Consider the following 23,284-nt stretch of genomic DNA (forward strand, 5'->3'; position numbering starts at 1 on the left):
ATCGAGATCCGCGGCGGCGTCGAGTTGCCGGCGCGCCGCGAAGAGATCACCCTGAGAACGCGCGACGGCCTCGACCTGGTCGGAGAACTCTCGTCACCGCTCGACCGCGAGCCCGTCGCCACCCTCGTCACCCTCCACCCGCTGCCCACGGCGGGCGGCTTCATGGACTCCCACATCCTCCGGAAGGCGGCGGCACGCCTCCCCGCTCTGGCGGACATCGCCGTCCTGCGGTTCAACACGCGCGGGACGTCCTCACCGCGCGGACGCAGCCAGGGCGAGTTCGGGCACGGCGTCGACGAGCGCTACGACGTGGAGGCGGCCATGACGTTCGTGACCGAGCGTCGCCTCCCGCACCCGTGGCTGCTGGGCTGGTCGTTCGGGACCGAACTCGCCCTCATGTACGGGCGGGAGCAGCCCGTCGACGGGGTCATCCTCCTCTCCCCGCCCCTCCACCGGGCGAAGCCCGAGCATCTCGCGGCCTGGGCGGGCGACGAGCGGCCGCTCGTGGCGCTCATCCCCGAGTTCGACGACTTCCTCCGGCCCGAGGAGGCTGCCGAGCGCTTCCGCCCGCTGCCGCAGGTCGAGCTCGTCGACGTCGCGGGAGGGAAGCACCTCTGGGTGGGCGAGAACCAGACCCGCCGGGTGCTCGACGAGATCGTGGAGCGGCTGAACCCGGCGGCCCTGCCCCTGCCGACGCGCTGGCCCGTCTCCTCGGGAGCGGCCGCTTCCGTCTGAGCCGCGCCGGCGCGAGCCACATTCGGCACGAATGTAAGTGCGAGGCGTCTCTTCGCGCACATTCGGCACGAATCAGCGAGGTGCAGGTTGTGGGCGCGAGCCGCATTCGGCACGAATGTAGGTGGGAGGCGCCTCTTCGCGCGCATTCGGCACGAATCAGCGAGGTGCAGGTTGTGGGCGCGAGCCGCATTCGGCACGAATGTAGGTGGGAGGCGCCTCTTCGCGCACATTCGGCACGAATCCGCGAGGTGCATGTTGTGGGCGCGATGAGCAGGCAGCCTACATTCAGCACGAATGAGGGGCTGGGAGGGAGCGCAGGGCGCATTCGGCACGAATGTGCGACAGCGCGCGGAGACGCGCACGAGCGGAGGGGCGGAGGGCGCGGCGGCGGAGGCGGCGCCTCAGAGCTCGTTCTGGCGGGGGATGACGACCTGTTTCACGATCAGGAGGATTCCGGCGGCGAACGGGATTGCGACGAGCGCCCCGAGGATGCCCAGGAGGGTGCCTCCCGCCAGCGCAGCGACGACGACCAGTGCGCCGGGCACGGACACGGCCCGGTTCATGATGCGCGGGCTGAGGAAGTACGCCTCCACCTGCATGTACACGAGGTAGTAGATCGCGGCCGCGATCGCGGTCGGCGTGCCGGACAGGAAGCACACGGCGACGATGATGACCGAGCCCGTGATCGTCCCGACCAGGGGGATGAGCGAGAAGAAGAAGGCGATGGACGCGAGCAGGATCGGGAACTTCGCGCCGATCACGCTGAGGAAGATGGCGCTGAGCACGCCGTTGACGAGAGCCAGGGCGACCTGCCCCATCACGTACTTGCCGACCGAGTCCGTGATCTGGTCGCCGAGGTCTGAGAAGCGCGCGCGGCGCGAGGCGGGCACGAGCTGGTAGCTGGCGCGCTTGATGCTCGGCAGCGACGCCGTGAAGTAGATGGTCAGGATCACGACGATGATGACCCCGAAGGCGCCCTGGACGATGCCGATGCCGGTCTGGAGGACCTTGCTCGTGATGTCCGGGAGGTTCTGCTGCAGCCACTTGGTGACCGCGTCGATGTTCTGCTGATTGACGATGGTCGGGAACTGGTGCTGCAGCCCGAGGAACCACTGCTCGGCGCCGCCGTTGTTGACCCAGCTGATCGTGTTGTTCACGAGCTGCGTCGCCTGATCGACCGCGATGGGGACGATCGCCCAGATGAGGCCCACGAACGCGCCGAGGATGACGACGAGCGCGACGAGAAGCGCGAGCCAGCGCGGGAACTTCCGGCGTTCCAGGAAGGCGATCAGGGGCTCGATGCCGAGCGCGAGGAACAGGGCCGCCCCGATGTAGGTGATGATCGTCGCGAGGCTGGTGATCGCGCTCAGGATGAGGATCCCGAGCCCGACGCCGAGCGTCCCGATCAGTCCCAGCCGGAAAGAATTCTGGATCTTCACTGGTCTCCCCGGGGCTCGACGTCACTCGCTGTCTGCCGACACCTTCTCGGCCTGCTGGAGGAAGCCGCGCAGGTTCTCGAAGTACCCGGCGACGGCCTCTCGCTCGATCCTAATCTGGGAGAGACGCTCCTCCGCGTCAGCGACGAGGCGTTGCGTCCGCTCTTCGGCGTCGGCGATGAGCCCGTCCGCGCGCTCCTCGGCCTCGCGGACGATGCTCCGGGCGGTCTCCTCGGCCTCCTTGCGGGCCTCGGTGACGGTCTTCCGCGCCTCGGCCTCGAAGGCCTCGGCCTCGCTGCGGGCCTGGGCCGTCCGCTTGACCGCGTCGGCGAGCTGGAGGTTGGCCTCGTCGAGGTACTTCTGGGTCTGGGCCACCGCCTCCTGATGACGGGCCAGGTAGTCCTGCTCGGCCTCGTCGCGGCGGGCGCGCAGCTCGACGTCGAGGTCGATGCGCGCCTGCTCGATCCGCCGAGTGCTCGCGTCGACCTCTTCCCGGGTCTTGGTGCGGAGCTCGGCGAGCTCGGCTTCCAGCGCGGCTCGGGAGGTGGCGGCCTCCTGCTCGAACGCGGCCTTCCGTTCGGCCAGCTCGGCCTCCAGGGCGGTCCGTGCCTCGGCGAGCTCCCGGGCGAGCTCGGTGCGAGCCTCGGTGGTCTCCTTCTCGAGGTCGACGCGCGTCTGCTGGGCTTCCGCCGCGAGCGCGATGCGCGTCTCCTCGGCCTCGCGCTCGAGGGCCAGCCGCTGCTGCTCGCGCGCGTCAGCGAGCTCGTTCTCGGTGGCCGCCCGCTGGTCGGCGAGTTCGACGGAGGTGCGGCGAACGTCCTCCTCGAGCTGCCGCCGCGTCCGTTCGCGATCCTCCGCGAGGGCCGCCTCCGTCCGCTCGACCTCTGCTGCCAGGGCCGTCTTGGTCTGCTCGACCTCGGCGGCGAGGGCGGACTTCGTGGTGGTGACCTCGGCCTCGAGAGCGGAGGTGGTCTGCGCGACCTCCGCCGCCAGGCGCTTCGTGGTCTGCTCGACCTCGGCGGCGAGGGCGGACTTCGTCGTGGTGACCTCGGCCTCGAGGGCGGACCTGGTCTGCTCGACCTCGGCGGCGAGGGCGGACTTCGTCGTGGTGACCTCGGTGTCCAGGGCCGAGGTGGTCTGCTCGACCTCGGCCTCCAGAGCGGCCTTCGTCGCCTCGACCTCGGACTCCAGCTCCGCGCGGGCCGCCGCGAGCTCGGCCTCCACCTCGCTGCGGCGACGTGCGATCTCGTCGCCGAGCTTGCTCCGGGCCGTGTCGACCTCGAGCGCCAGTTCGGCGCGCACCCGGGCGGTCTCCTCCTCGAGTTCGCGTCGCTGACGCTCGGCCTCGGCCGCCAGCCGCGCCCGCGTCTGCTCGATCTCCGCGGCCAGGCTGCTGGCGGTCTGCTCGCGGTCAGCGGCGAGCTGGGCGGCGGTCGCGGTGCGCTCGGACTCGAGCGCGGCGCGGGTCTCGGTGGACTCCCGCTCGAGCGCGGTCCGGGTCTGCAGCGTCTCGTCGCCGAGCGCCTTGCGGGTGCGCTGGACCTCGTCGGCCAGCTGCGACTTCGTGGTCGTGACCTCGTCCGCGAGGGCGGCCTTCGTCCGGGCGACCTCGTCCGCGAGCCGGGAGGTGGTGGTCGCCACCTCGTCCTCGAGGGCGGCGCGCGTTCGCGTCACCTCGTCGGCGAGCTCCGCCTTCGTGCGCGTGACCTCGTCGGTCAGCTGCGACTTCGTCGTGGCGACCTCCTCCTCGAGCTCGGAGCGCGTCCTGGCGACCTCGGCGGCGAGGTCGGCGCGGGTGCGCTCGACGTCGGCCGCGAGGGACGCGCGGGTCTGCTCCACCTCGGTGGCGAGCGCCTGGCGCGTGGTCCGGTCCTCGTTCTCGAGGTCGGCACGGAGCTGCCCGGTCTCCGCGGCCAGCGTCGCCCGCTGCTCCTCGACCTCGGCCGCGAGGTCGGCCCGCGTCTGCGCGGCCTCGGCGGCGAGCGAGCGCCGGGTCTCCGCCTCCTCGGCGGCGAGCCGATCGCCCGTCTCGGCGACGCGGCGGTCGAGCTCGAGACGGATCTGGGCGGACTCGCGCTCGAAGGCCGCGCGATCCTCCGCGAGCTCGCTCTCGAGCTCTGCGCGGCGCGCCGCGATCATGCGGTCGAGTTCGGCGGCTTCGGCGCGCGCGGCCTCCGCCTCCCGGGAGGCCACGGCCCGGAGCTCGGCGGCCTCGCGATCGGCCTCCGCACGCACGGCGGCCGCCTCACGCTTGCTCGTGGCCCGGAGCTCCGCGGCCTCGGTCGCGACGGCGCCGCGGATGGCGGCGGCCTCGCGCATGGCGTCGTTGAGGAGGGTCTCCTTGTCGGCGCGGGTCTTGGCGAGCAGCTCGCCCGACTCGATCGACGCGTCCTCGAGCATGGTCGTGGCGCGCGCCTGGGCGTCGGCCAGGATGCGCTCCGCCTGCTGCGCCGCGGTCTTCTTGATCTTCTCGACCTCGGCCGCCACACCCGCGCGGAGGCGCTCGGCATCGATGTCGGCCTGGGCGATGAGGCGGGTCGACTGCTCTTCCGCGACCCGGAGCGTGTTCTCGAGCTTGGTGCCGAGCCCGGAGTAGGTCGGGCTCCCGACCTCCTCGATCTCGGCGTTGAGCTCCTCGATGCGCGCTTGCAGCCGCTTGATCTCCTTGGCGGAGTCGGCGGCCTGGGTGTTCGACTTGATCAGTTCGCGGCGGAGGTCCTGGACGGCCTTGTCGACCTCGTCCTTGTCGTACCCCCGGAAGACCTGGGTGAAGTTCGAATCGTCGGTGGCCACGGTGTTACTCCTGGGGTAGGGCTGACGGGGGGCGAGCGCCCGTTCGATCTTACATTTCGTGCGTTTCACCCGCACGGGGGCTGTCGATCGCGTCCAGTCAACGGTTAGATGCCTTTCAGGGTCGTCGAGTATCGTGTTGTGACTGTGCCGCCCGCCCCCAGGCACACGAGGAGTCTGCTTGCGTTTCGTACTCGCCATCGTCGCGTTCGTCGTGGCCGCCGTCATGATCGTCGCCGGGATCGCGCAGCGCACCGTGTTCGCGCCGCCCACCCGCCTGACGGCCGCCGCCACGATCTCCGGCGACCCCCGGTACGTCGTGATCGACGGCAGCGCCCTGAACGCCCATCCGGGGCAGCAGGTGCTGTCCGTGTCCGGCGCGCCGGACCCGAAGACGCAGGTCGTCGCCTACGGGCGCACGCAGGACGTGCAGGCGTGGCTCTCGGGCCTCACGTACGCCTCGGTCTCCTTCGACAAGACGACCGGGCAGCTCGCCGCGAAGACGGTGCGGTCGCGGAGCACGGTCGCGGGCTCCACGACGCCGACCGCCACGCCCGCTCCGACCCCGACCCCCGCTCCGACCCCCGCACCCACGGCGACTCCGGGTTCGGCGGGTTCTTCGTCCTCGTCGGCGATGACCGGCCCCAGCCCGGCCGGCTCCGACCTGTGGCTCGAGGAGTTCGACGGCGCCGACGCGCAGGTCACGCGGATGAACGTGCCCGCCGGTGTCAGCGTCATCGTGGCCTCCGACGGGAGCAAGCCCGCGCCGAACAAGGTCGCCGTGACGTGGCCGGTCGATTCCAGCACCCCCTGGGCGTTCCCGCTGATCATCGGGGGCCTCGTGCTCCTCGTCATCGGCATCGCCCTCTACCTGTGGGGCCTCTACACCCACCGCCGATCGCGCGGCCCCCGTCGAAAGTCCGGACCCAAGATGCCCAAGCTGCCGAAGGCCCCCAAGTACAAGCCCACCGCCATGGTCGAGGCGACCCCCCGCGGCCGGCGCTCCAGCCGCCGCGTCCGCGCGATCGTCCCGGCCGCGCTGATCGGCGCTCTCGCGCTGACCGGCACGACGGCCGGGCAGGCGCTGGCGGCGCCTGCGATCTCGCCGGTTCAGGCTGCGACGCCGACTCCCGCGCCGGCGCCCGGCGGGAAGGGCCAGCCGGCTCCGGCCGTGACCGTCCCGCAGCTCGAGCGCATCGTCAAGCGCATCTCGACCGCCGCCGCCGACGCCGACGCCAAGGCCGATCCCACCCTCGCCGCTCAGCGCTTCACCGGCCCCGCGCTCGAGCTCCGCAAGGCCAACTACGCGATCCGTGCCAAGAAGGCGGACGAGCCGGCCCTGCCGGCGATCCCCTCGAGCCCGATCGTCCTCGCCCTGCCTCAGTCGACCGACACCTGGCCGCGAACCGTGACCGCCGTCATCCAGTCGCCGAACGACGCCCAGGGCAAGCCCCAGGCGCCGATCGCGCTGACTCTCGTGCAGCAGACGCCGCGCGACAACTACCTCGTGCAGTACGCGGTCTCCCTGGAGCCGAAGGCCAAGGTGCCCAACCTCGCGCCCGCCAGCATCGGCGCCGCGGTGGTGCCGCCCGACTCCAAGCTCCTGAAGCTGCCGCCGAACCAGGTGGCCGCCGCATACGGCGATGTCCTGATGAACGGCGACCAGAGCAAGAGCGCCGCCCTGTTCAACGCCGAGGGCGACACGCTGCGCAGCCAGGTGGGTGCCGAGTGGAAGGCCAAGCAGAAGGCGGCCGTGCCGGCCACCGCCTCCCTCGCCTTCACGAGCACGCCCGGTGACGCCCCTGTCGTGGCGATGGCCACGAACGACTCGGGCGCGATCGTGTGGGTCGACCTCCAGGAGTCGCAGGTCCTCAAGGTCGTCGAGGCCGGTGCCGAGGTGAGCGCCGGAACGACCGCGGCGGCCCTCAGCGGCGTCGCGTCGAGCAAGACCGGCATCGAGTCGACGTTCGGCTACCAGCTCGCCTTCTACGTCCCGCCCGCCGGGTCCGACGCCAAGATCACGCTCCTCGGCTTCTCGCAGGGCATGATCGGCGCCAAGGAAGTCCAGTAGTCACACCCGAGGAGGACCCATGAGCAACGTCCCGCCGAGCCCGACCAACCTGCGGGGTGCGGTCGACCTGAGCGGCCTCGTGAACCGGCCCGCCGGTCCCGCCGCACCCGCCGCCGCACCGTCCGCCGGGGCGGAGGGCGAGCAGCTCGTGCTCCCCAGCCTCTACTTCGAGGGCACGGACGCGAACTTCAACGACTTCATCGACCTGTCGATGACCGTCCCGGTCGTCATCGACCTGTGGGCCGACTGGTGCGAGCCGTGCAAGCAGCTCACCCCGATCCTCGATCGGGTGACCGCCGATTACGCGGGACGGTTCGTCCTGGTCAAGGTCGACGTCGATGCGAACCCGCAGCTGGCGCAGGCGTTCCAGGCGCAGTCCATCCCCGCGGTCGCCGCGATCGTCGGCGGCCGGCCCGTCCAGCTCTTCGTCGGCGCGCTCCCCGAACCGCAGGTGCGCGACGTCATTGAGCAGCTCCTCCAGCTTGCGGCGCAGAACGGCGTCACCGGTTCGGTCGCCGTCGACGGCGACGCCGGGCTGCCCGCCGGCGCCGAGGGCGCCGAGGCGGCCGAGCCCGCACCCGAACCGCTCCCGCCCCTCCACCAGGAGGCGTACGACGCGATCGAGCGCGGCGACTACGAGAGCGCGATGAAGGCGTACCGGACCGCGATCGCCCAGGACCCGCGCGACCGCATGGCCGTCGCCGGGCTCGCCCAGGTGAGCCTGCTCCACCGCCTGTCGGGCCGCACGATCGATGAGCTGCGCTCCGCAGCGGCGGCAGCGCCCGCCGACCCGGACGCGCAGCTCGCCGTCGCGGACCTCGACCTCTCGGGCGGCCACGTCGACGACGCCTTCGACCGATTGCTGGCGCTCTTCCCGAAGCTCGGCCCCGAGGCGCGCGACGCGGTGCGCACCCGGCTCCTCGACTATTTCGAGATCGTCGGAGTGGACGACCCCCGCGTGGTGAGGGCGAGGGCTAGGCTGGCGTCGCTGCTGTACTGAGCCGCGCCCCCTGCGGCCTCCGGCGGCGGACCCGAAACCCCTGGAGGCCCTGCGCAATGTCCCGCGTGCTCGTCGTCGGTGGTACCGGTCTGGCAGGCCGTGCGGTCACGGCGGAGGCGGTCGAGCGCGGTCATGAGGTCGTCGTCGCCGCCCGGCGAGCACCCGACGACGATGACGATGCGTATGTCGCGGGTGCCGTCTATGTGGTCGCCGACCTCGTCACGGGGAACGGACTCGAGGAGGCGGTGGAGGGCACCGACGTGCTCATCGACGCCTCCAACGCCGACGGTCGCCGGGCCTCCCACGTCTTCGCCACCGGCTCGCTGAACCTCCTCCACACCGCCGCTCGCTTCGGTGTGCGCCGTGCGGTGCTGCTGTCGGTGGTCGGCGCCGACGGCTCGGGCTATTCCTATTACCGGGCCAAGGCGGCGCAGGAGCGCATCTTCCTCGACTCGCCCCTGGAGGCGCGCATCGTCCGCGCCACCCAGTTCCACGACTTCGTCACAGCCGTCTTCGAGCGCGGCCGGCCCTTCGGTGCCCTGATCGCCCCCTCCCGCACCCGGTTCCAGCCGATCGCCGTGCCCGATGTGGCCCGCGTGCTCGTCGATGCTGCCGAGGGGGATGGCCAGCCGGACTCGATCCGCACCATCGGCGGTCCGCGGATCGAGTCGGCGCGGGCCCTGGCGGAGCGTTGGAAGGAGGCGAGCGGCGCCCGTCGTCCGGTGGTCGGGGTGCGTCTGGGCGGACCGCTCGGCAGCACCTGGCGCGCCGGCCGCAACGTCGTGCCCGATGCCGCGATCGACGGCATGGACTACGACGCCTGGCTCAGCGCCCGGGGCTGACGCCGCTCGCGGTGCGGCTCAGCGCCCAGGCCCGACGCCGGTCCCGCTCGCCCTGCTCAGCGGCGCGGCTTCAGCCACAGCGACCCCAGCGGGGGGAGCGTCACGACGGCCGAGGCGGGCCGGCCCATCCACGGCTCGTCGACCGCGTGCACGGCGCCGAAGTTCCCGACACCGGATCCGCCGTAGGCCTCGGCGTCCGTGTTGAGCAGTTCCTCCCATTCGCCGGAGTGCGGGAGGCCGATCCGGTAGTTCCCGTGCGGGTTGCCGGAGAAGTTCATCAGGACGGCGATGGGGGAGCCGTCGCGGTCCTTGCGCAGGAAGGCGATGACGTTTCCCGCCGCGTCCGACCCGTCGAGCCACTCGAACCCGGCCGGGTCGTTGTCGAGCGCCCACAGTTCGGGGTGCGCGCGGTAGACCGTGTTCAGCTGGGCCACGAGGTCCCACAGGCCGCGATGGGACGGCTGGTCGAGCATCCACCAGTCGAGGCCGCGCTCCTCGCTCCACTCCGAGTACTGCCCGAACTCCTGACCCATGAACAGCAGCTGCTTGCCGGGATGCGCCCACATGAAGGCGAGGAACGCACGGACGTTCGCGAGCTGCTGCCAGTGATCGCCCGGCATCTTCCCGATGAGGGAACCCTTCCCGTGGACGACCTCGTCGTGGCTGATCGGCAGGAGGAAGTGCTCGCTCCAGGCGTACACGAGGGAGAACGTGATCTCGCTGTGGTGGTAGTGCCGGTACATCGGGTCCTCCTGGATGTACTGCAGCGCGTCGTGCATCCAGCCCATGTTCCACTTGAAGCCGAAACCGAGTCCGCCCGAACTCGTCGGCGCGGTGACCCCCGGGTAGCTCGTCGACTCCTCCGCGATCATCACGGTGCCCGGGTTGCGCTTGTACGAGGTCGCCGTGACCTCCTGCAGGAAGCCGATCGCCTCGAGATTCTCGCGGCCGCCGTAGATGTTCGGCTCCCACTCGCCGTCGGAGCGCGAGTAGTCGAGGTACAGCATGGAGGCGACCGCGTCGACCCGCAGGCCGTCGATGTGGAACTCCTCCAGCCAGTAGAGGGCGTTCGCGACGAGGAAGTTCCGCACCTGCGAGTTGCCGTAGTCGAAGATGTAGGTGCCCCAGTCCTTGTGCTCGCCGCGGCGCGGGTCCGCGTGCTCGTACAGCGGCTGGCCGTCGAACCGGGCGAGCGCCCAGTCGTCCTTGGGGAAGTGACCCGGGACCCAGTCGAGCAGCACGCCGATGCCCGCCTGGTGGAGACGGTCGATGAGGTACTTGAGGTCGTCCGGGCTGCCGAAGCGGCTGGTCGGGGCGTAGTACCCGGTCACCTGGTAGCCCCAGGAGCCGCCGAACGGGTGCTCGGCGAGGGGGAGGAACTCGACGTGCGTGTAGCCGAGCGCTCCCACGTAGTCGATCAGCTGGTCGGCGGCCTCGCGGTAGCCGATCCCCGGGCGCCAGCTGCCGAAGTGGAGCTCGTAGATGCTCATGGGGCCGGAGTGCGGGTCGTTCTCGCGACGGCGCTGCATCCACGCGTCGTCCTGCCACTCGTGCCGGCTGACGGTGACGCGGGAGGCGGTGGCGGGCGGCACCTCCGCGGCCTGGGCCAGGGGATCGATCTTGCGCACCCACGCGCCGTTCTGGCCGAGGAGGTCGAACTTGTAGATCTCGCCCTCGCCGAGCCCCGGGACGAACAGTTCCCAGACTCCCGACGATCCCATGTTGCGCATAGCGTGGAGCGTTCCGTCCCAGCCGTTGAAGTCGCCCACGACCCGGACGGCCCGGGCGTGCGGCGCCCAGACCGCGAACGAGGTCCCGCTGACGCCTCCGAGGTCGCGGAGGTGCGACCCGAGCACGGTCCAGAGCTGCTCATGCCGCCCCTCGGCGATCAGATGGAGGTCGAGTTCGCCGACCGTCGGCGTGAACCGGTAGGGGTCGTCGGTGGTCCACGTGGTGCCGTCGTCGTACCGGGCCTCGATCTGGTAGGCGCCCGGCCCGATGATGTCCACCCCCTGCCAGATGCCGCGCGAGAGGTGCGCGAGCTCCAGGCGGGCTCCCGTGGGGAGGACCGCGACGACCTCCTTGGCGAGGGGCCGGAGGACCCGGATGACGGTGATCGGATCGGCGACGCCGGGCGCGGCGATCCGGTGCTGACCGAGCACCGCGTGCGGGTCGTGGTAGCTGCCGGCCGCCACCGCGGCGAGCAGACCGTCGTCGAGGTCGGGCAGATCGACCGCGGCTGCGCCTTCGGGGATCGGGGTCATGGGGGCTCCTCTACAGGGGTCGGACGGCGAGCACGTGGATGGGCTCGGTGAACGCATCCAGGCGGACGTAGTCGTCGTCCGTCCAGGTCCAGCGCTGACCGGTGACCGCGTCCTTCACCTCGAACGGCTCCCCGGGACGGAGGCCGAAGGCGGTCACGTCGAGGTGCACCATCGTCTCGCGCACGGAGTGCGGGTCGACGTTGGCGACGACGATCACGGCGTCGGGCTTGCCGCTCCGGGTGAACTCTCCGGGCAGGTACTTCGAGTAGACGAGCACGCTGTCGTCCTCGCTCGAGTGCACGCGGAGGTTGCGGAGCTGACGCAGCGCAGGGTGCTCGCTGCGGGTCCGGTTGAGCATCGTGAGGTACGGGGCGAGGGAACGGCCTTGGTTCTGCGCCCGGGCGTAGTCGCGCGGCCGGTACTCGTACTTCTCGTTGTCGATGTACTCCTCCGCTCCCGGGCGGGCCACGTTCTCGAAGAGCTCGAACCCGGAGTAGACACCCCAGGTGGGAGCGGCGGTGGCCGCGATCGCGGCGCGGATCTTGAACGCGGCCGGGCCGCCGAACTGGAGGTACTCGGTCAGGATGTCGGGCGTGTTCACGAACAGGTTCGGCCGGAGGTAGTCGGCGGTCTCCGTCGCGAGCGACGTGAGGAACTCCTCCAGCTCCTCCTTCGTGTTCCGCCACGTGAAGTACGTGTACGACTGCTGGAAGCCGCCTTTCGCGAGCGTGCGGAGGAGGGCGGGACGCGTGAACGCCTCGGCGAGGAAGACCACGTCGGGGTCGGTCGCGTTGACGGTGTGGATCAGCCACTCCCAGAAGTGCAGCGGCTTGGTGTGGGGGTTGTCGACGCGGAAGATGCGCACACCGAGCGACATCCAGTGCCGGACGATGCGGAGCACCTCGGTCCGGAGCCCCTCGTAGTCGTTGTCGAAGTTGATCGGGTAGATGTCCTGGTACTTCTTCGGCGGGTTCTCCGCGTAGGCGATCGTCCCGTCCGGCAGCGTCGTGAACCACTCGGGGTGCTCGGTGACCCAGGGGTGGTCCGGGGAGGCCTGCAGGGCGAGATCCAGGGCGACCTCGAGGCCCGCCTGCTTGGCCTTGCCGACGAAGAACACGAAGTCCTTCTCGGTGCCGAGATCCGGGTGGATCGCGTCGTGGCCGCCCTCCGGGCCGCCGATCGCCCACGGCGACCCCGGATCGTGCGGTCCGGCGTCGAGCGTGTTGTTGGGGCCCTTCCGGAACGTCCGGCCGATCGGGTGGATCGGCGGCAGGTAGACGACATCGAAGCCCATGGCGGCGATCTCGGGGAGGCGCTTGGCCGCGGTCCGGAACGTGCCCGACTGCCAGGACCCGTCGGGGAGCTTCTTGGCGCCCTCGGACCGCGGGAAGAACTCGTACCAGCTCCCGACGCCGGCGCGGGTGCGCTCGACCACGATCGACCGGGTCACGGACAGCGACGGCAGGCTGACGATCGGGCGTTCCGAGAGGATCCGGAGGATCCGCTCGTCCGTCGCCGCGCCGAGGCGGTCCTCCGGGGAGCGCGCGGCATCGGCGGTGGCCTTCGCCGCCTCGGACAGGTGCCGGCGCTCGGCGGTGCTCCGCCGCTTGTCGGAAGCGGCGCTGTGGAGGAGGTCGTGGCCCATGCGCAGCATGAGGTCGACGTCGATGCCGGCGGGGACCTTCACCTCGGCGTTGTGCCGCCAGGTGGCGTAGTCGTCCGCGTAGGCCTGGATGCGGTACCGCCACAGCCCCGTCGCGTCGAGCTGCACCTCCGTCTCCCAGCGATCCGTGCCGGGAGCGCCCGGATGCATGCGGTGCTCCGTCTGGACGCCGGCGGGATCGAGGAGCAGCAGCTCGACGCCGATGCGATCGTGTCCCTCACGGAACGCGGTGGCGGCGAACGGGACGACCTCGCCGCTGAAGGCGGTGGCCGGCCACTGCCCCTCGTCGACCTGGGGCGAGAGCTGGAGGATGGGGATGCGGGGGAGGATCGGCTCGTACGGCCCCTCGGTGCCGGCCGGCGGCGCACCGTCACCCGATGCGGTCGGATCCTCCGGCGCGGGCGGGTGGGCCTCGGCCCGGTTCGCCGCGGCTGCTGACCTGGTCGCTGCGCTCTTCACCACACCCCGACCGTACACTCATTAACCTGCGCGACATGAGCCTCCCCTACAGTGGTGCGAGTGAAGGCCATCCGTAGATTCACCGTCCGTGCCGTCCTCCCCGAGAACCTCTCCGCGCTCGAGGAGATCGCCGGCAACCTCCGCTGGTCGTGGCATGAGCCGACGAAGGAGCTGTTCGCGCGGATCTCGCCGGAGCTCTGGCAGCTCGTGAGGCACGACCCGATCGCCCTGCTGGGCTCGGTCGACCCGCAGCGGCTCGCCGAGCTCGCCGACGACCCGGGCTACGTCGAGTGGGCCGGCCATGTCCGCGACGACCTCCGCTCGTATCTCGGCGAGCCGCGCTGGTACCAGGGCCTCGAAGCGGCCCCCGCCACGATCGCCTACTTCTCGCCGGAGTTCGGGATCACCGCGGCTCTGCCGCAGTACTCGGGCGGTCTCGGCATCCTCGCGGGGGACCACCTGAAGGCGGCCAGCGACCTCGGCGTCCCGCTCGTCGGCGTCGGGCTGTTCTACCGGTCGGGGTACTTCTCGCAGGCGATCTCGCCGGACGGGTGGCAGCTCGAGAGCTATCCGGTCCTCGATCCGGACGGTCTGCCGCTCAGCGTGCTGCGCAACCCGGACGGGACGCCCGTCCAGATCACGCTGGCCCTGCCGGACGGCGTGCTCAACGCGCGGGTGTGGCAGGCGGCGGTCGGCCGGGTCACCCTGCTGCTCCTCGACACCGACATCCCGGAGAACGTCGAGTCCCTGCGCTCGGTCACCGACCGGCTCTACGGCGGAGGCGGCGAGCACCGCCTCCTGCAGGAGCTGCTTCTCGGCATCGGCGGCGTGCGCGCCGTCAAGGCGTGGGCCGACCTCACGGGCGCCCCGCCCGCCGAGGTGTTCCACACGAACGAGGGCCACGCCGGCTTCCTCGGCCTGGAGCGCATCTCCGACCTGATCGGCGACGGGCTCACCTTCGACGAGGCGCTGCAGGTGGTGCGGGCGGGCACCGTGTTCACCACGCACACGCCGGTCCCCGCCGGGATCGACCGGTTCGACCGGGCGCTGGTCCAGCGGTACTTCTCCACCTCGCTCCTCCCCGGCGTCGCCGTCGACCAGGTGCTCGCGCTCGGCGCCGAGGACTACCCGGGCGGCGCCGCCGAGGTGTTCAACATGGCGGTCATGGGCTTGCGGCTGGGCCAGCACGCGAACGGGGTCTCGAAGCTGCACGGAGCCGTGAGCCGGCAGATGTTCGGCGGGCTCTTCCCCGGATTCGACGCCCAGGAGGTTCCGATCGACTCGGTCACGAACGGCGTGCACGCCCCGACGTGGACCGACCCCGCGCTGCGCGCGCTCGCGATCGAGAAGCTCGGGACGGACGACACGACGCACGCCAATTGGGCGGACAGCGGTGCGGTCACGGATCTCGACCTGTGGAGCGTGCGGAACCGCATGCGCGAACAGCTCGTGCAGGACGCCCGCCGGCGGGTGATGGTCGCCTGGGAGGAACAGAACCCGGGCGGCATCGCGCCCGTGTGGATGCAGGACCTCCTCGACCCGAACGTGCTCACCATCGGGTTCGCGCGCCGCGTGCCGACCTACAAGCGCCTGACCCTCATGCTCCACGACCCGGAGCGGCTGAGGAACATCCTCCTCGACCCGAAGCGGCCGGTGCAGTTCGTGATCGCGGGCAAGTCGCACCCCGCCGACGACGAGGGCAAGCGGCTCATCCAGAAGCTCGTCCAGTTCGCCTCGGAGCCGGAGATCCGGCAGCGCATGGTGTTCCTCCCGGACTACGACATCGGCATGGCCCAGCTCCTGTACCCGGGCACCGACGTCTGGCTCAACAACCCGCTCCGGCCGCTCGAGGCGTGCGGCACGTCGGGTATGAAGGCGGCGCTCAACGGAGCGTTGAACCTCTCGATCCTCGACGGCTGGTGGAACGAGTTCTACGACGGCGACAACGGCTGGGCCATCCCGTCCGCCGATGCCGCCGGGGACGGCGCCGAGCGCGACGCGCTCGAAGCGGAGGCCATGTACGACCTGATCGAGCATCAGATCGCGCCGAGGTTCTACGAGCGCAACGGCGATGACGTCCCGTCCGCGTGGGTGAGTCAGATCCGGCACACCCTCGCGACCCTCTCGTCGCCGCTGAGCGCAGAGCGCATGGTCCGCGAGTACGTCGAGCGGCTCTACATCCCGGCGTGGAACAACGAGAAGCTGCTCACGAAGGGCGGATACGCCGACGCGCGCTCGCTCGCCGCCTGGAAGGCGCGGGTCCGTGCCGCGTGGCCCGCCGTCAGTGTCGCGCACGTCGACGCCGGCGGACTCGACGCGGTGCCGCAGGTCGGCGAGGAGCTGCATGTGCGGGCTCTGGTGAACCTGGGCGGGCTCTCCCCGGACGACGTTCAGGTGCAGGTCGTCTACGGTCGCAGCAAGGACGGCGACGAGATCCATGACCTCCACTACCTGCCTCTGACGGTCGACTCGTCGGTCCCCGGCACGGAGGACCCGGCGGTGGCTCACGAGTTCGAGGGGACCGTCCGGCTCACGTGGGCCGGCTCGTTCGGGTACACCGTGCGCGTCGTGCCGGTCAACGGGCTGCTGCTGGGAGCCGCCGAGCTGGGGCTCGTGACCGCCGCCTCCTGAGCGCATCCCGGCGATCGCCCGCCGGCCGTGTCCCGGCTAGCGGGCGATCGCCGCGTATTCGGCGCCCGTCGCCTCGATGAGGGCGGCGGGGCTGAGCTCGATGTCGAATCCGCGCTTGCCGCCGGAGACGAACACCGTCTCGAAGAGCTGGGCCGTCTCGTCGACGACGGTGCGGTGGCGGGTCTTCTGACCGATCGGGCTGATGCCGCCGACGACGTAGCCGGTCCGGCGCTCGGCCACCGCCGGGTCCGCCATCGTCGCGCGCTTGGCTCCGACCGCCGCCGCCAGGGCCTTGAGGTCGAGCATCCCGGTGACGGGGACGACCCCGACGACGAGGCCGAGCTCGGTGTCGGCGAGGAGGGTCTTGAACACCCGGTCGGGCTCGACCCCGAGCGCCTCCGCGGCCTCCAGACCGTAGGAGGGCGCGGAGGGGTCGTGCTCGTACGGGCGCGTCGTGAACGGGATCCCCGCCGCGCTGAGGGCCGCCGTCGCCGGCGTGCCGGCCGCCGCGCGATCCTTCGCCATCAGGCCGCTCCCTCCTCCGCGGTCTGGGGGCCGTTCGCGCGGTAGAGCTGCATCGAGGTCGCACCGACGAGGCGCTTGGTGCCGGGGGCGAGCTCCTCCGGGTCCTCCGGGATCGGCACCTCCGTCGCCGAGTCCCAGAGCAGCTGGTAGGAGGTGACTCCCGGCGCGACAGGGAGGGACACCTCCACGTCGTCCTCGACGCCGTGGACGATCAGGAGGACGCGGTTGAACTCCTCCTTGTCGGGCGTCGACGCGGCGAGGTACTGGAGCGTGCGGTTCTCGGGCGAGTTCCAGTCGGTGTCGTCCATGCGCTCGCCGGTCGCGTCGTACCAGTCCATGTGGCTCGCGTTGGGCGTCGTCTTGCCGGAGACCGCGTAGCGGCTGGGGCGGAGGGCGGGGTTCGTGCGGCGGAGCTCCAGGAGGCGCTTGGTCGTGTCGTACATCTCGCGCTCCTCCCGGGTCCGCAGCCAGCTCAGCCAGGTGAGCTCGCTGTCGTGGCAGTAGGCGTTGTTGTTCCCGCGCTGGCTGCGGCCGTACTCGTCGCCCGCGGTGATCATCGGGACGCCCGCGGAGAGCAGCAGGGTGCCCATGAGGTTGCGCATCGCCCGGTGCCGGGCCAGCAGGATCGCCTCGTCGATCGTCGGCCCCTCGGCCCCGTGGTTGAACGAGCGGTTGTTGTCCGTGCCGTCGCGGTTGTCCTCGCCGTTCCCGAGGTTGTGCTTGACGTCGTAGGCGGTGAGGTCGGCCATCGTGAAGCCGTCGTGGGCCGTGACGAAGTTGACCGACGCGAGCGGCCCGCGCTCCGGGCTGAACGTGTTCGAGGACCCCGCGAGCCGCGTGGCGAACCCGCCGATGCCGACGCTCGCCTGGCCGTTGCGGCGCGCGTCGGCGATGTCGGCCAGCCAGAAGGTGCGCACTCGGTCGCGGTAGCGGTCGTTCCACTCCGACCAGCCGTCGGGGAAGTTGCCCGTCTGCCAGCCGCCGAGACCGACGTCCCACGGCTCGGCGATGAGTTTGACGCCCTGCAGCGCCGGATCGCTGAGCGCCGCCTCCAGGAGGGGGTGCTCGCGCTGGTACGAGGCGTCGGGCCCGCGTCCCAGGGTCGCCGCGAGATCGAACCGGAACCCGTCGATCTGCATCTCGTCCGCCCAGTAGCGCAGAGAGTCGAGGACGAGCCGCTGGGGCACCGGACCGCCGAAGTCGACGGTGTTCCCGCAGCCCGTCACGTCGATGTACGCGCCCGTCGCGTCGTGGCGGTAGTAGGTGGCGTTGTCGATGCCTCGAAGGCTCGTCGTGGGGCCGCCCAGTCCCTCCTCGGCGGTGTGGTTGTAGACGACGTCCAGGATCACCTCGATCCCGGCGAGGTGGAGCAGCTTGACCATGCCCTTGAACTCGGCGAGCACCGCCTCCGGTCCGGCGGCCTGCGCGGCCCGCGAGGCGTACGGGGCATGCGGGGTGAAGAAGTTCAGGGTGTTGTAACCCCAGTAATTGGTGAGCCCCTGCCGGATGAGCCGCTGCTCGGAGACGAAGGCGTGCACCGGGAGGAGCTCCACGGCCGTGACGCCGAGATCCTTCAGGTAGCCGATGGTCGATTCGTGCGCGAGCCCCGCATAGCTGCCCCGCAACTCCTCGGGCACACCGGGGTTCAGGCGGCTGATGCCCTTCACATGCGCCTCGTACACGACGGTGTGATCGAGCGGGGTGGCGGGCTTCACGGCGGAGCCCCAGTCGAACCCGTCCGCCACGACCGTCGATCGCCACTCCTCCGGACCGACCCGCACCAGCCCACGGGCGTACGGGTCGAGCAGGAGCGTCTCGGGGTTGAACATGTTCCCCGGTCCGGACGGCCCCGAGACGCGGATCGCGTAGCGGGTCCCGACCGTGAGCGAGCGCGACCGGCCCAGCCAGACGCCGTTCGCGTCGCGGCTCATCCGGACCGACTTCACCAGCCAGTTCGGGTCCTTCGCGTCGAACAGGCACAGCTCCATGGCGTCGGCGTTCGCGGAGTAGACCCGCAGCTCGCCTCCGGACGGGCCGATGCGGACTCCGAGGTTGCGCAGAGGATCGGCGGAGGTCATGCGCTCTACAGTAGTGAGGTGCCGGTCTACCTCGATCACGCCGCCACCACGCCCATGCGTCCGGAGGCGATCGAGGCGTACGCGCGGGCCCTGGCCGTCGTGGGGAATCCGTCCAGCATCCACGGGCACGGGCAGCAGGCGAGACGGGTGCTCGAGGAGGCGCGGGAGGCCGTCGCCTCGACCCTCGGCTGCGACCCGATCGAGGTCGTCTTCACCTCCGGGGGCACCGAGGCGGTCAACCTGGCGATCAAGGGGTTCTACTGGGCGCGCAACGCCAGTGCCTCCCGGCCGCGCATCCTGGTGCCGGGAGGCGAGCACCACGCCACCGTCGACGCCGTGGGGTGGCTGGAGTCCGCCGAGGGCGCACAGCCCGACTGGCTCCCGCTCGACCGCGAGGGGCGCATCCGACCTGTGACCGTTCAGCATCCCGACGATGTCGCCCTGCTGACCTTCCTCGCGGTCAACAACGAGGTCGGCACGGTCCAACCGGTGGAGGCGCTCGCCGCAGCCGGTCGCGAGGCGGGCATCCCGGTGCACGTCGATGCCGTCGCGGCGTACGGCCACCTGCCCCTCGACGCCCGGGCACTGGGCGTGGACGCTCTCAGCGTTTCGGCCCACAAGATCGGCGGCCCCGTGGGCATCGGCGCACTCGTGCTCTCCCGGACCTCGTCGGTCGTCCCGCTCATCCACGGCGGCGGCCAGCAGCGACAGGTCCGGAGCGGCACGCAGGACGTCGCGGCCGCGGTCGCTTTCGCGGTCGCCGCCCGGGCGGCGGCGGACGAGCTGCAGGCCGAGGCGACGCGGCTCTCCGCCTTGCGCGACCGTCTGATCGCCGGAGTCCGGGAGGCCGTGCCCGAGGCCGTGCTCAGCGGGCCCGAGCCGGCGTCGGGGGAGAGGGTCGCCTCCAATGCGCACTTCATGTTCCCGGGTGCGCAGGGCGACTCGCTGCTGTTTCTGCTCGACCTGGCCGGCATCTCGGTCTCGACCGGTTCGGCCTGCCAGGCCGGAGTACTGGAGCCCTCGCACGTGCTCCTCGCGATGGGCCGCAGCGAGCGGGAGGCGCGCAGCGCTCTGCGCTTCACGCTCGGCCGCACCTCCACCGAGGCCGAGGTAGACGCCCTCGTCGCGGCTCTCCCCGGTGCCTACGCGCAGGCCGCGCGCGCCGGCCTCGCCGAGCGGGCGCCGCGGCTCGGCGCGTAGAATCCTCGGGTGAGAGTTCTGGCAGCGATGAGCGGCGGCGTCGATTCCGCCGTGGCCGCCGCACGTGCCGTCGAGGCGGGGCACGACGTCGTCGGCGTCCACCTCGCGCTCAGCCGGATGCCGGGCACGCTCCGGACCGGAAGCCGCGGCTGTTGCACCATCGAGGACTCGATGGACGCTCGCCGGGCCGCCGATGTCATCGGAATCCCGTTCTACGTCTGGGACTTCTCGGAGCGCTTCAAGCTCGACGTCGTCGACGACTTCATCGCCGAGTACTCCGCCGGCCGCACCCCGAACCCCTGCATGCGCTGCAACGAGCGCATCAAGTTCGCGGCGCTGCTCGAGAAGGCACTCGACCTCGGGTTCGACGCCGTCTGCACGGGCCACTACGCGGCGATCGTCACGGCCGACGACGGCCGTCGCGAGCTCCATCGCGCCAGCGACTGGGCCAAGGACCAGTCGTACGTGCTCGGCGTGCTGACGGAGGAGCAGCTGGCGCACGCGATGTTCCCGCTCGGGGCGACGCCGTCGAAGGCCGAGGTCCGCGCTGAGGCCGCAGCCCGGGGGTTGAGCGTTGCCGGCAAACCGGACTCGCACGACATCTGCTTCATCCCCGACGGGGACACGCGCGGCTGGTTGGCGGAGCGCGTCGGAGCCGCCACGGGAGACATCCTCGACCGCGACGGCAATCGCGTGGGCACGCACGAGGGAGCGCACGCCTTCACGGTCGGGCAGCGCAAGGGTCTCGGCATCGGCGTTCCTTCGCCCGACGGCCGCCCGCGCTTCGTGCTCGAGGTCCGCCCCAAGGACAACACGGTCGTGGTCGGTCCCAAGGAGGCGCTCGACATCGCCGAGATCGCCGGAGCGCGGTTCACGTGGGCCGGCCGCCCGCCCGCGGACCCCGAGCAGCCCTTCGCGTGCGACGTGCAGATCCGCGCCCACGCCGACCCGGTCCCGGCGACCGCGGTCGTAAGTGGGGGAGAGCTCGTCATCCGGCCGGCCTCGCCGCTGAACGGAGTCGCTCCCGGCCAGACCGCGGTCATCTACGTCGGAACCCGCGTGCTGGGTCAGACCACCATCGACCGGACGGTTTCCGCCGTCCCGGCCTGAACCCGGTGCCGGCCAGCGCCCTGCGGCCGGTGCGCCGCCTCCCGGGGCGTGTTGGTGCGCGCCTCGGCGCGCCCCTCCGCGTCGGGGGTCGCGAATAAGCTGGACGACGTGGCGATCGAGACGACGACCGACGACGACCTCGCGCGGGCGCGCGCGGAGGCTCAGCAGCTGACGACGCGCATCATCGAGCTGCGCGACGCGTATTACGAGCGCGACACCGTGCTCGTGAGCGACGAGGAGTACGACCGCATGATGCGGCGGCTGGAGGAGCTCGAGCGCCTCCACCCGGAGCTGCAGAGCCAGGACAGCCCCACGCAGACTGTGGGCGGCCGCGCCGAGACGACCCTGTTCGCGCCTGTCGAGCACGCCGAGCGCATGCTGAGCCTCGACAACGTGTTCTCGCTCGAGGAGTTCGAGGCGTGGGCCGCCCGGGTCGAGCGCGATGCGGGGCGGCGGGTCGACTACCTGTGCGAGCTCAAGATCGACGGTCTCGCCATCAACCTCCGCTACGTCGATGGTCGGCTCGTCTCCGCGGCGACCCGCGGTGACGGCGTGGTCGGTGAGGACGTGACCGAGAACATCCGCTGGATCCCCGCGATCCCGGACCGCCTCGACACCGACACGCCGCCGCCGCTCGTGGAGGTCCGCGGCGAGGTGTTCTTCCCGACCGCCGAGTTCGACGAGCTCAACGAGCACCAGCAGGAGGCCGGTGAGCGGATCTTCGCCAATGCGCGCAACGCGGCGAGCGGGTCGCTCCGGCAGAAGTCCGAGGGGAAGAATCCGGCGCAGCTGGCGCTCATGCGGGATCGGCTGCGACGCCTCCACATGCTCGTGCACGGCATCGGCGCGTGGCCCGAGCCTCCGGTCTCCGCCCAGTCGGCGGTCTACGAGCTCCTGAAGTCCTGGGGACTGCCCACGTCGACCCACTACCGGGTGTTCCCCGCCGCATCCGACGTCGACGACTTCATCCGCTACTACGGCGAGCACCGCGGGTCGGTCGAGCACGAGATCGACGGGATCGTCATCAAGGTCGACGAGCTGGCCCTCCACGACGAGCTCGGCGCCACGAGCCGCGCTCCGCGCTGGGCGATCGCCTACAAGTACCCGCCGGAGCAGGTCAATACGAAGCTGCTCGACATCGTCGTGAGCGTCGGCCGCACCGGCCGTGCGACGCCGTTCGCCGTCATGGAGAAGGTGCGCGTCGCGGGCTCCGAGGTGCGCCAGGCGACGCTCCACAACCAGGAGGTCGTCAAGGCGAAGGGCGTCCTGATCGGCGACACGGTCGTGCTGCGCAAGGCCGGCGACGTCATTCCGGAGGTGCTCGGGCCGGTCGTCGAGCTGCGCGATGGGACCGAGCGGCCGTTCGTCATGCCGGAGAACTGCCCCGAGTGCGGCACGCGGCTGGCGCCCGCCAAGGAGGGCGACATCGACTTGCGCTGCCCCAACGCCGAATTCTGTCCGGCCCAGGTGCGCGGGCGGGTCGAGCACATCGGCTCCCGGGGGGCGCTCGACATCGAGGCCCTCGGCGAGGTCGCGGCCGCGGCACTGACACAGCCGAAATTCCCGGAGCAGCCCCCGCTGCCCACCGAGGCGGGCCTGTTCGGTCTGACCCTCGAAGACCTCTTCCCGATCCAGGTGGTCGTCCGCGACTCCGAGACCGGACTGCCGAAGCTGACGGACTCCGGCGCGGAGAAGGTCGACACGCCCTTCCGGCGCCGCAGAGCCAAGAAGGACGGCCCGTACGACCCCTCCGCGAGCGGGTTCACCGGAGACGCCGACTACGTGCCGTCGAAGGCCGCGGTCGAACTGCTCGCCAATCTGTCCGCCGCGCGGACGAAACCGCTCTGGCGCATCCTCGTCGCGCTCAACATCCGCCATGTCGGCCCCGTGGCCGCGCGGGCCCTGGCCGATCACTTCGGGTCGCTCGACGCGATCCGCTCGGCCAGCAGGGAGGAGCTCGCCGCCGTCGACGGCGTGGGAGGGATCATCGCCGACGCCGTGCTCGCGTGGTTCGAGGTCGACTGGCATCGCGAGATCATCGAGCGCTGGAGGGGCGACGGCGTCCGGTTCGAGACACCGGGTCACCTCGGCCCCGGGAAGGCGGGGGAGTCGGGCGGAGTCCTCGCCGGCCTGACCGTCGTCGCGACAGGTACCCTCGAGGGGTACTCCCGAGAGGGTGCCCAGGAGGCTATCATCGCCGCGGGTGGGAAAGCCGCGTCGAGCGTGTCCAAGAAGACCGACTTCGTCGCGGCCGGCCCGGGCGCCGGCTCGAAGCTGGCGAAGGCCGAGGAACTGGGGGTGCGAATCATCGACGCTGCACAATTCAAGAGACTGGTCGAGCAGGGCCCTGACGCGCTCGACTGACCGTCGATGGCGGTCCTCCATTCTGCGGACAAAATTCGAAGTCTCCCCCTGAAGCGGGGGTAGAACGTCTGGCCGGTCCGCATCTGCGACGGGTAGCATCGAGGTGTGCGCTCGCC

Annotated in this window: 14 protein-coding genes; 8 read left to right on the top strand and 6 right to left on the bottom strand. The window is 71.2% G+C overall.

What is annotated here, in order from left to right; all coding sequences use genetic code 11:
• A complete protein-coding gene (locus FPT20_RS06650) occupies nt 1-735 on the top strand; it encodes an alpha/beta hydrolase (RefSeq protein WP_158867894.1) in 735 nt (244 codons plus the stop codon).
• Between the two features lie 401 nt (nt 736-1,136).
• Here the strand turns inward: FPT20_RS06650 and FPT20_RS06655 are convergent, their stop codons facing one another.
• Nucleotides 1,137-2,174: an AI-2E family transporter gene (locus FPT20_RS06655; RefSeq protein ID WP_158863756.1), complete on the bottom strand. Its 1,038-nt coding sequence runs from the start codon at nt 2,172-2,174 to the stop codon at nt 1,137-1,139.
• A 21-nt stretch (nt 2,175-2,195) separates the two neighbouring features.
• Nucleotides 2,196-4,964: a hypothetical protein gene (locus FPT20_RS06660; protein ID WP_158863758.1), complete on the bottom strand. Its 2,769-nt coding sequence runs from the start codon at nt 4,962-4,964 to the stop codon at nt 2,196-2,198.
• A 178-nt stretch (nt 4,965-5,142) separates the two neighbouring features.
• Between FPT20_RS06660 and FPT20_RS06665 the strand changes: the two genes are divergently transcribed.
• The 3 genes from FPT20_RS06665 to FPT20_RS06675 are packed head-to-tail and all read left to right on the top strand — an operon-like array spanning nt 5,143 to nt 8,874.
• Entirely contained in the window at nt 5,143-7,032 is a 1,890-nt protein-coding gene (locus FPT20_RS06665; RefSeq protein WP_158863760.1) for a hypothetical protein, read from the top strand.
• A 19-nt stretch (nt 7,033-7,051) separates the two neighbouring features.
• Entirely contained in the window at nt 7,052-8,032 is a 981-nt protein-coding gene (locus FPT20_RS06670; RefSeq protein ID WP_158863762.1) for a tetratricopeptide repeat protein, read from the top strand.
• Nucleotides 8,033-8,088: 56 nt separating this feature from the next.
• The gene (locus FPT20_RS06675) at nt 8,089-8,874 is read left to right on the top strand and encodes an SDR family oxidoreductase (protein WP_158863764.1); all 786 of its coding nucleotides are present in this window, start codon (nt 8,089-8,091) and stop codon (nt 8,872-8,874) included.
• A 56-nt stretch (nt 8,875-8,930) separates the two neighbouring features.
• Here FPT20_RS06675 and glgB read toward each other — a convergent pair whose 3' ends face one another.
• Nucleotides 8,931-11,138 (bottom strand): 1,4-alpha-glucan branching protein GlgB, encoded by a 2,208-nt coding sequence (glgB, locus tag FPT20_RS06680; protein ID WP_158863766.1) that lies wholly within the window; start codon nt 11,136-11,138, stop codon nt 8,931-8,933.
• 10 nt (nt 11,139-11,148) lie between these two features.
• Nucleotides 11,149-13,263, bottom strand: a complete 2,115-nt coding sequence (locus tag FPT20_RS06685; RefSeq protein ID WP_442786478.1) for an alpha-1,4-glucan--maltose-1-phosphate maltosyltransferase — start codon at nt 13,261-13,263, stop codon at nt 11,149-11,151.
• A gap of 57 nt (nt 13,264-13,320) precedes the next feature.
• Here FPT20_RS06685 and glgP point away from each other — a divergent pair, with 57 nt between their 5' ends.
• On the top strand, nt 13,321-15,891 hold the full coding sequence (gene glgP, locus FPT20_RS06690) for an alpha-glucan family phosphorylase (protein ID WP_158863768.1): 2,571 nt from the start codon (nt 13,321-13,323) through the stop codon (nt 15,889-15,891).
• Between the two features lie 36 nt (nt 15,892-15,927).
• On the opposite strand, the gene ybaK is transcribed toward glgP, so the two are convergent.
• Nucleotides 15,928-16,416 carry a Cys-tRNA(Pro) deacylase gene (gene ybaK / locus FPT20_RS06695; RefSeq protein ID WP_158863770.1) on the bottom strand — a complete coding sequence of 163 codons (489 nt, stop codon included), beginning with the start codon at nt 16,414-16,416 and terminating at the stop codon, nt 15,928-15,930.
• Nucleotides 16,416-18,494, bottom strand: a complete 2,079-nt coding sequence (gene glgX / locus FPT20_RS06700; RefSeq protein WP_158863772.1) for a glycogen debranching protein GlgX — start codon at nt 18,492-18,494, stop codon at nt 16,416-16,418. Before glgX ends, ybaK begins: the two co-directional genes overlap by 1 nt.
• Nucleotides 18,495-18,512: 18 nt before the next feature.
• Between glgX and FPT20_RS06705 the strand changes: the two genes are divergently transcribed.
• The 3 genes from FPT20_RS06705 (at nt 18,513) to ligA (ending at nt 23,168) form a co-directional block, all read left to right on the top strand.
• Nucleotides 18,513-19,694, top strand: a complete 1,182-nt coding sequence (locus tag FPT20_RS06705; RefSeq protein ID WP_158863774.1) for a cysteine desulfurase family protein — start codon at nt 18,513-18,515, stop codon at nt 19,692-19,694.
• A gap of 9 nt (nt 19,695-19,703) precedes the next feature.
• Nucleotides 19,704-20,804 carry a tRNA 2-thiouridine(34) synthase MnmA gene (gene mnmA / locus FPT20_RS06710; RefSeq protein ID WP_199245695.1) on the top strand — a complete coding sequence of 367 codons (1,101 nt, stop codon included), beginning with the start codon at nt 19,704-19,706 and terminating at the stop codon, nt 20,802-20,804.
• 108 nt (nt 20,805-20,912) lie between these two features.
• Complete coding sequence (gene ligA / locus FPT20_RS06715) at nt 20,913-23,168, top strand: NAD-dependent DNA ligase LigA (RefSeq protein WP_158863776.1); 2,256 nt, start codon at nt 20,913-20,915, stop codon at nt 23,166-23,168.
• Nucleotides 23,169-23,284 lie beyond the last annotated feature (116 nt).

The sequence above is a fragment of the Leifsonia sp. AG29 genome, from assembly GCF_009765225.1.
Taxonomy (GTDB): Bacteria; Actinomycetota; Actinomycetes; order Actinomycetales; family Microbacteriaceae; genus Leifsonia.

Excerpts from the sequence above, each read along its gene's own strand:
- glgX (WP_158863772.1), bottom strand. The coding sequence starts at position 18,494 with ATGACCTCCGCCGATCCTCTGCGCAACCTCGGAGTCCGCATCGGCCCG.
- FPT20_RS06670 (WP_158863762.1), top strand. The coding sequence starts at position 7,052 with ATGAGCAACGTCCCGCCGAGCCCGACCAACCTGCGGGGTGCGGTCGAC.
- glgB (WP_158863766.1), bottom strand. The coding sequence starts at position 11,138 with ATGACCCCGATCCCCGAAGGCGCAGCCGCGGTCGATCTGCCCGACCTC.
- FPT20_RS06675 (WP_158863764.1), top strand. The coding sequence starts at position 8,089 with ATGTCCCGCGTGCTCGTCGTCGGTGGTACCGGTCTGGCAGGCCGTGCG.
- ybaK (WP_158863770.1), bottom strand. The coding sequence starts at position 16,416 with ATGGCGAAGGATCGCGCGGCGGCCGGCACGCCGGCGACGGCGGCCCTC.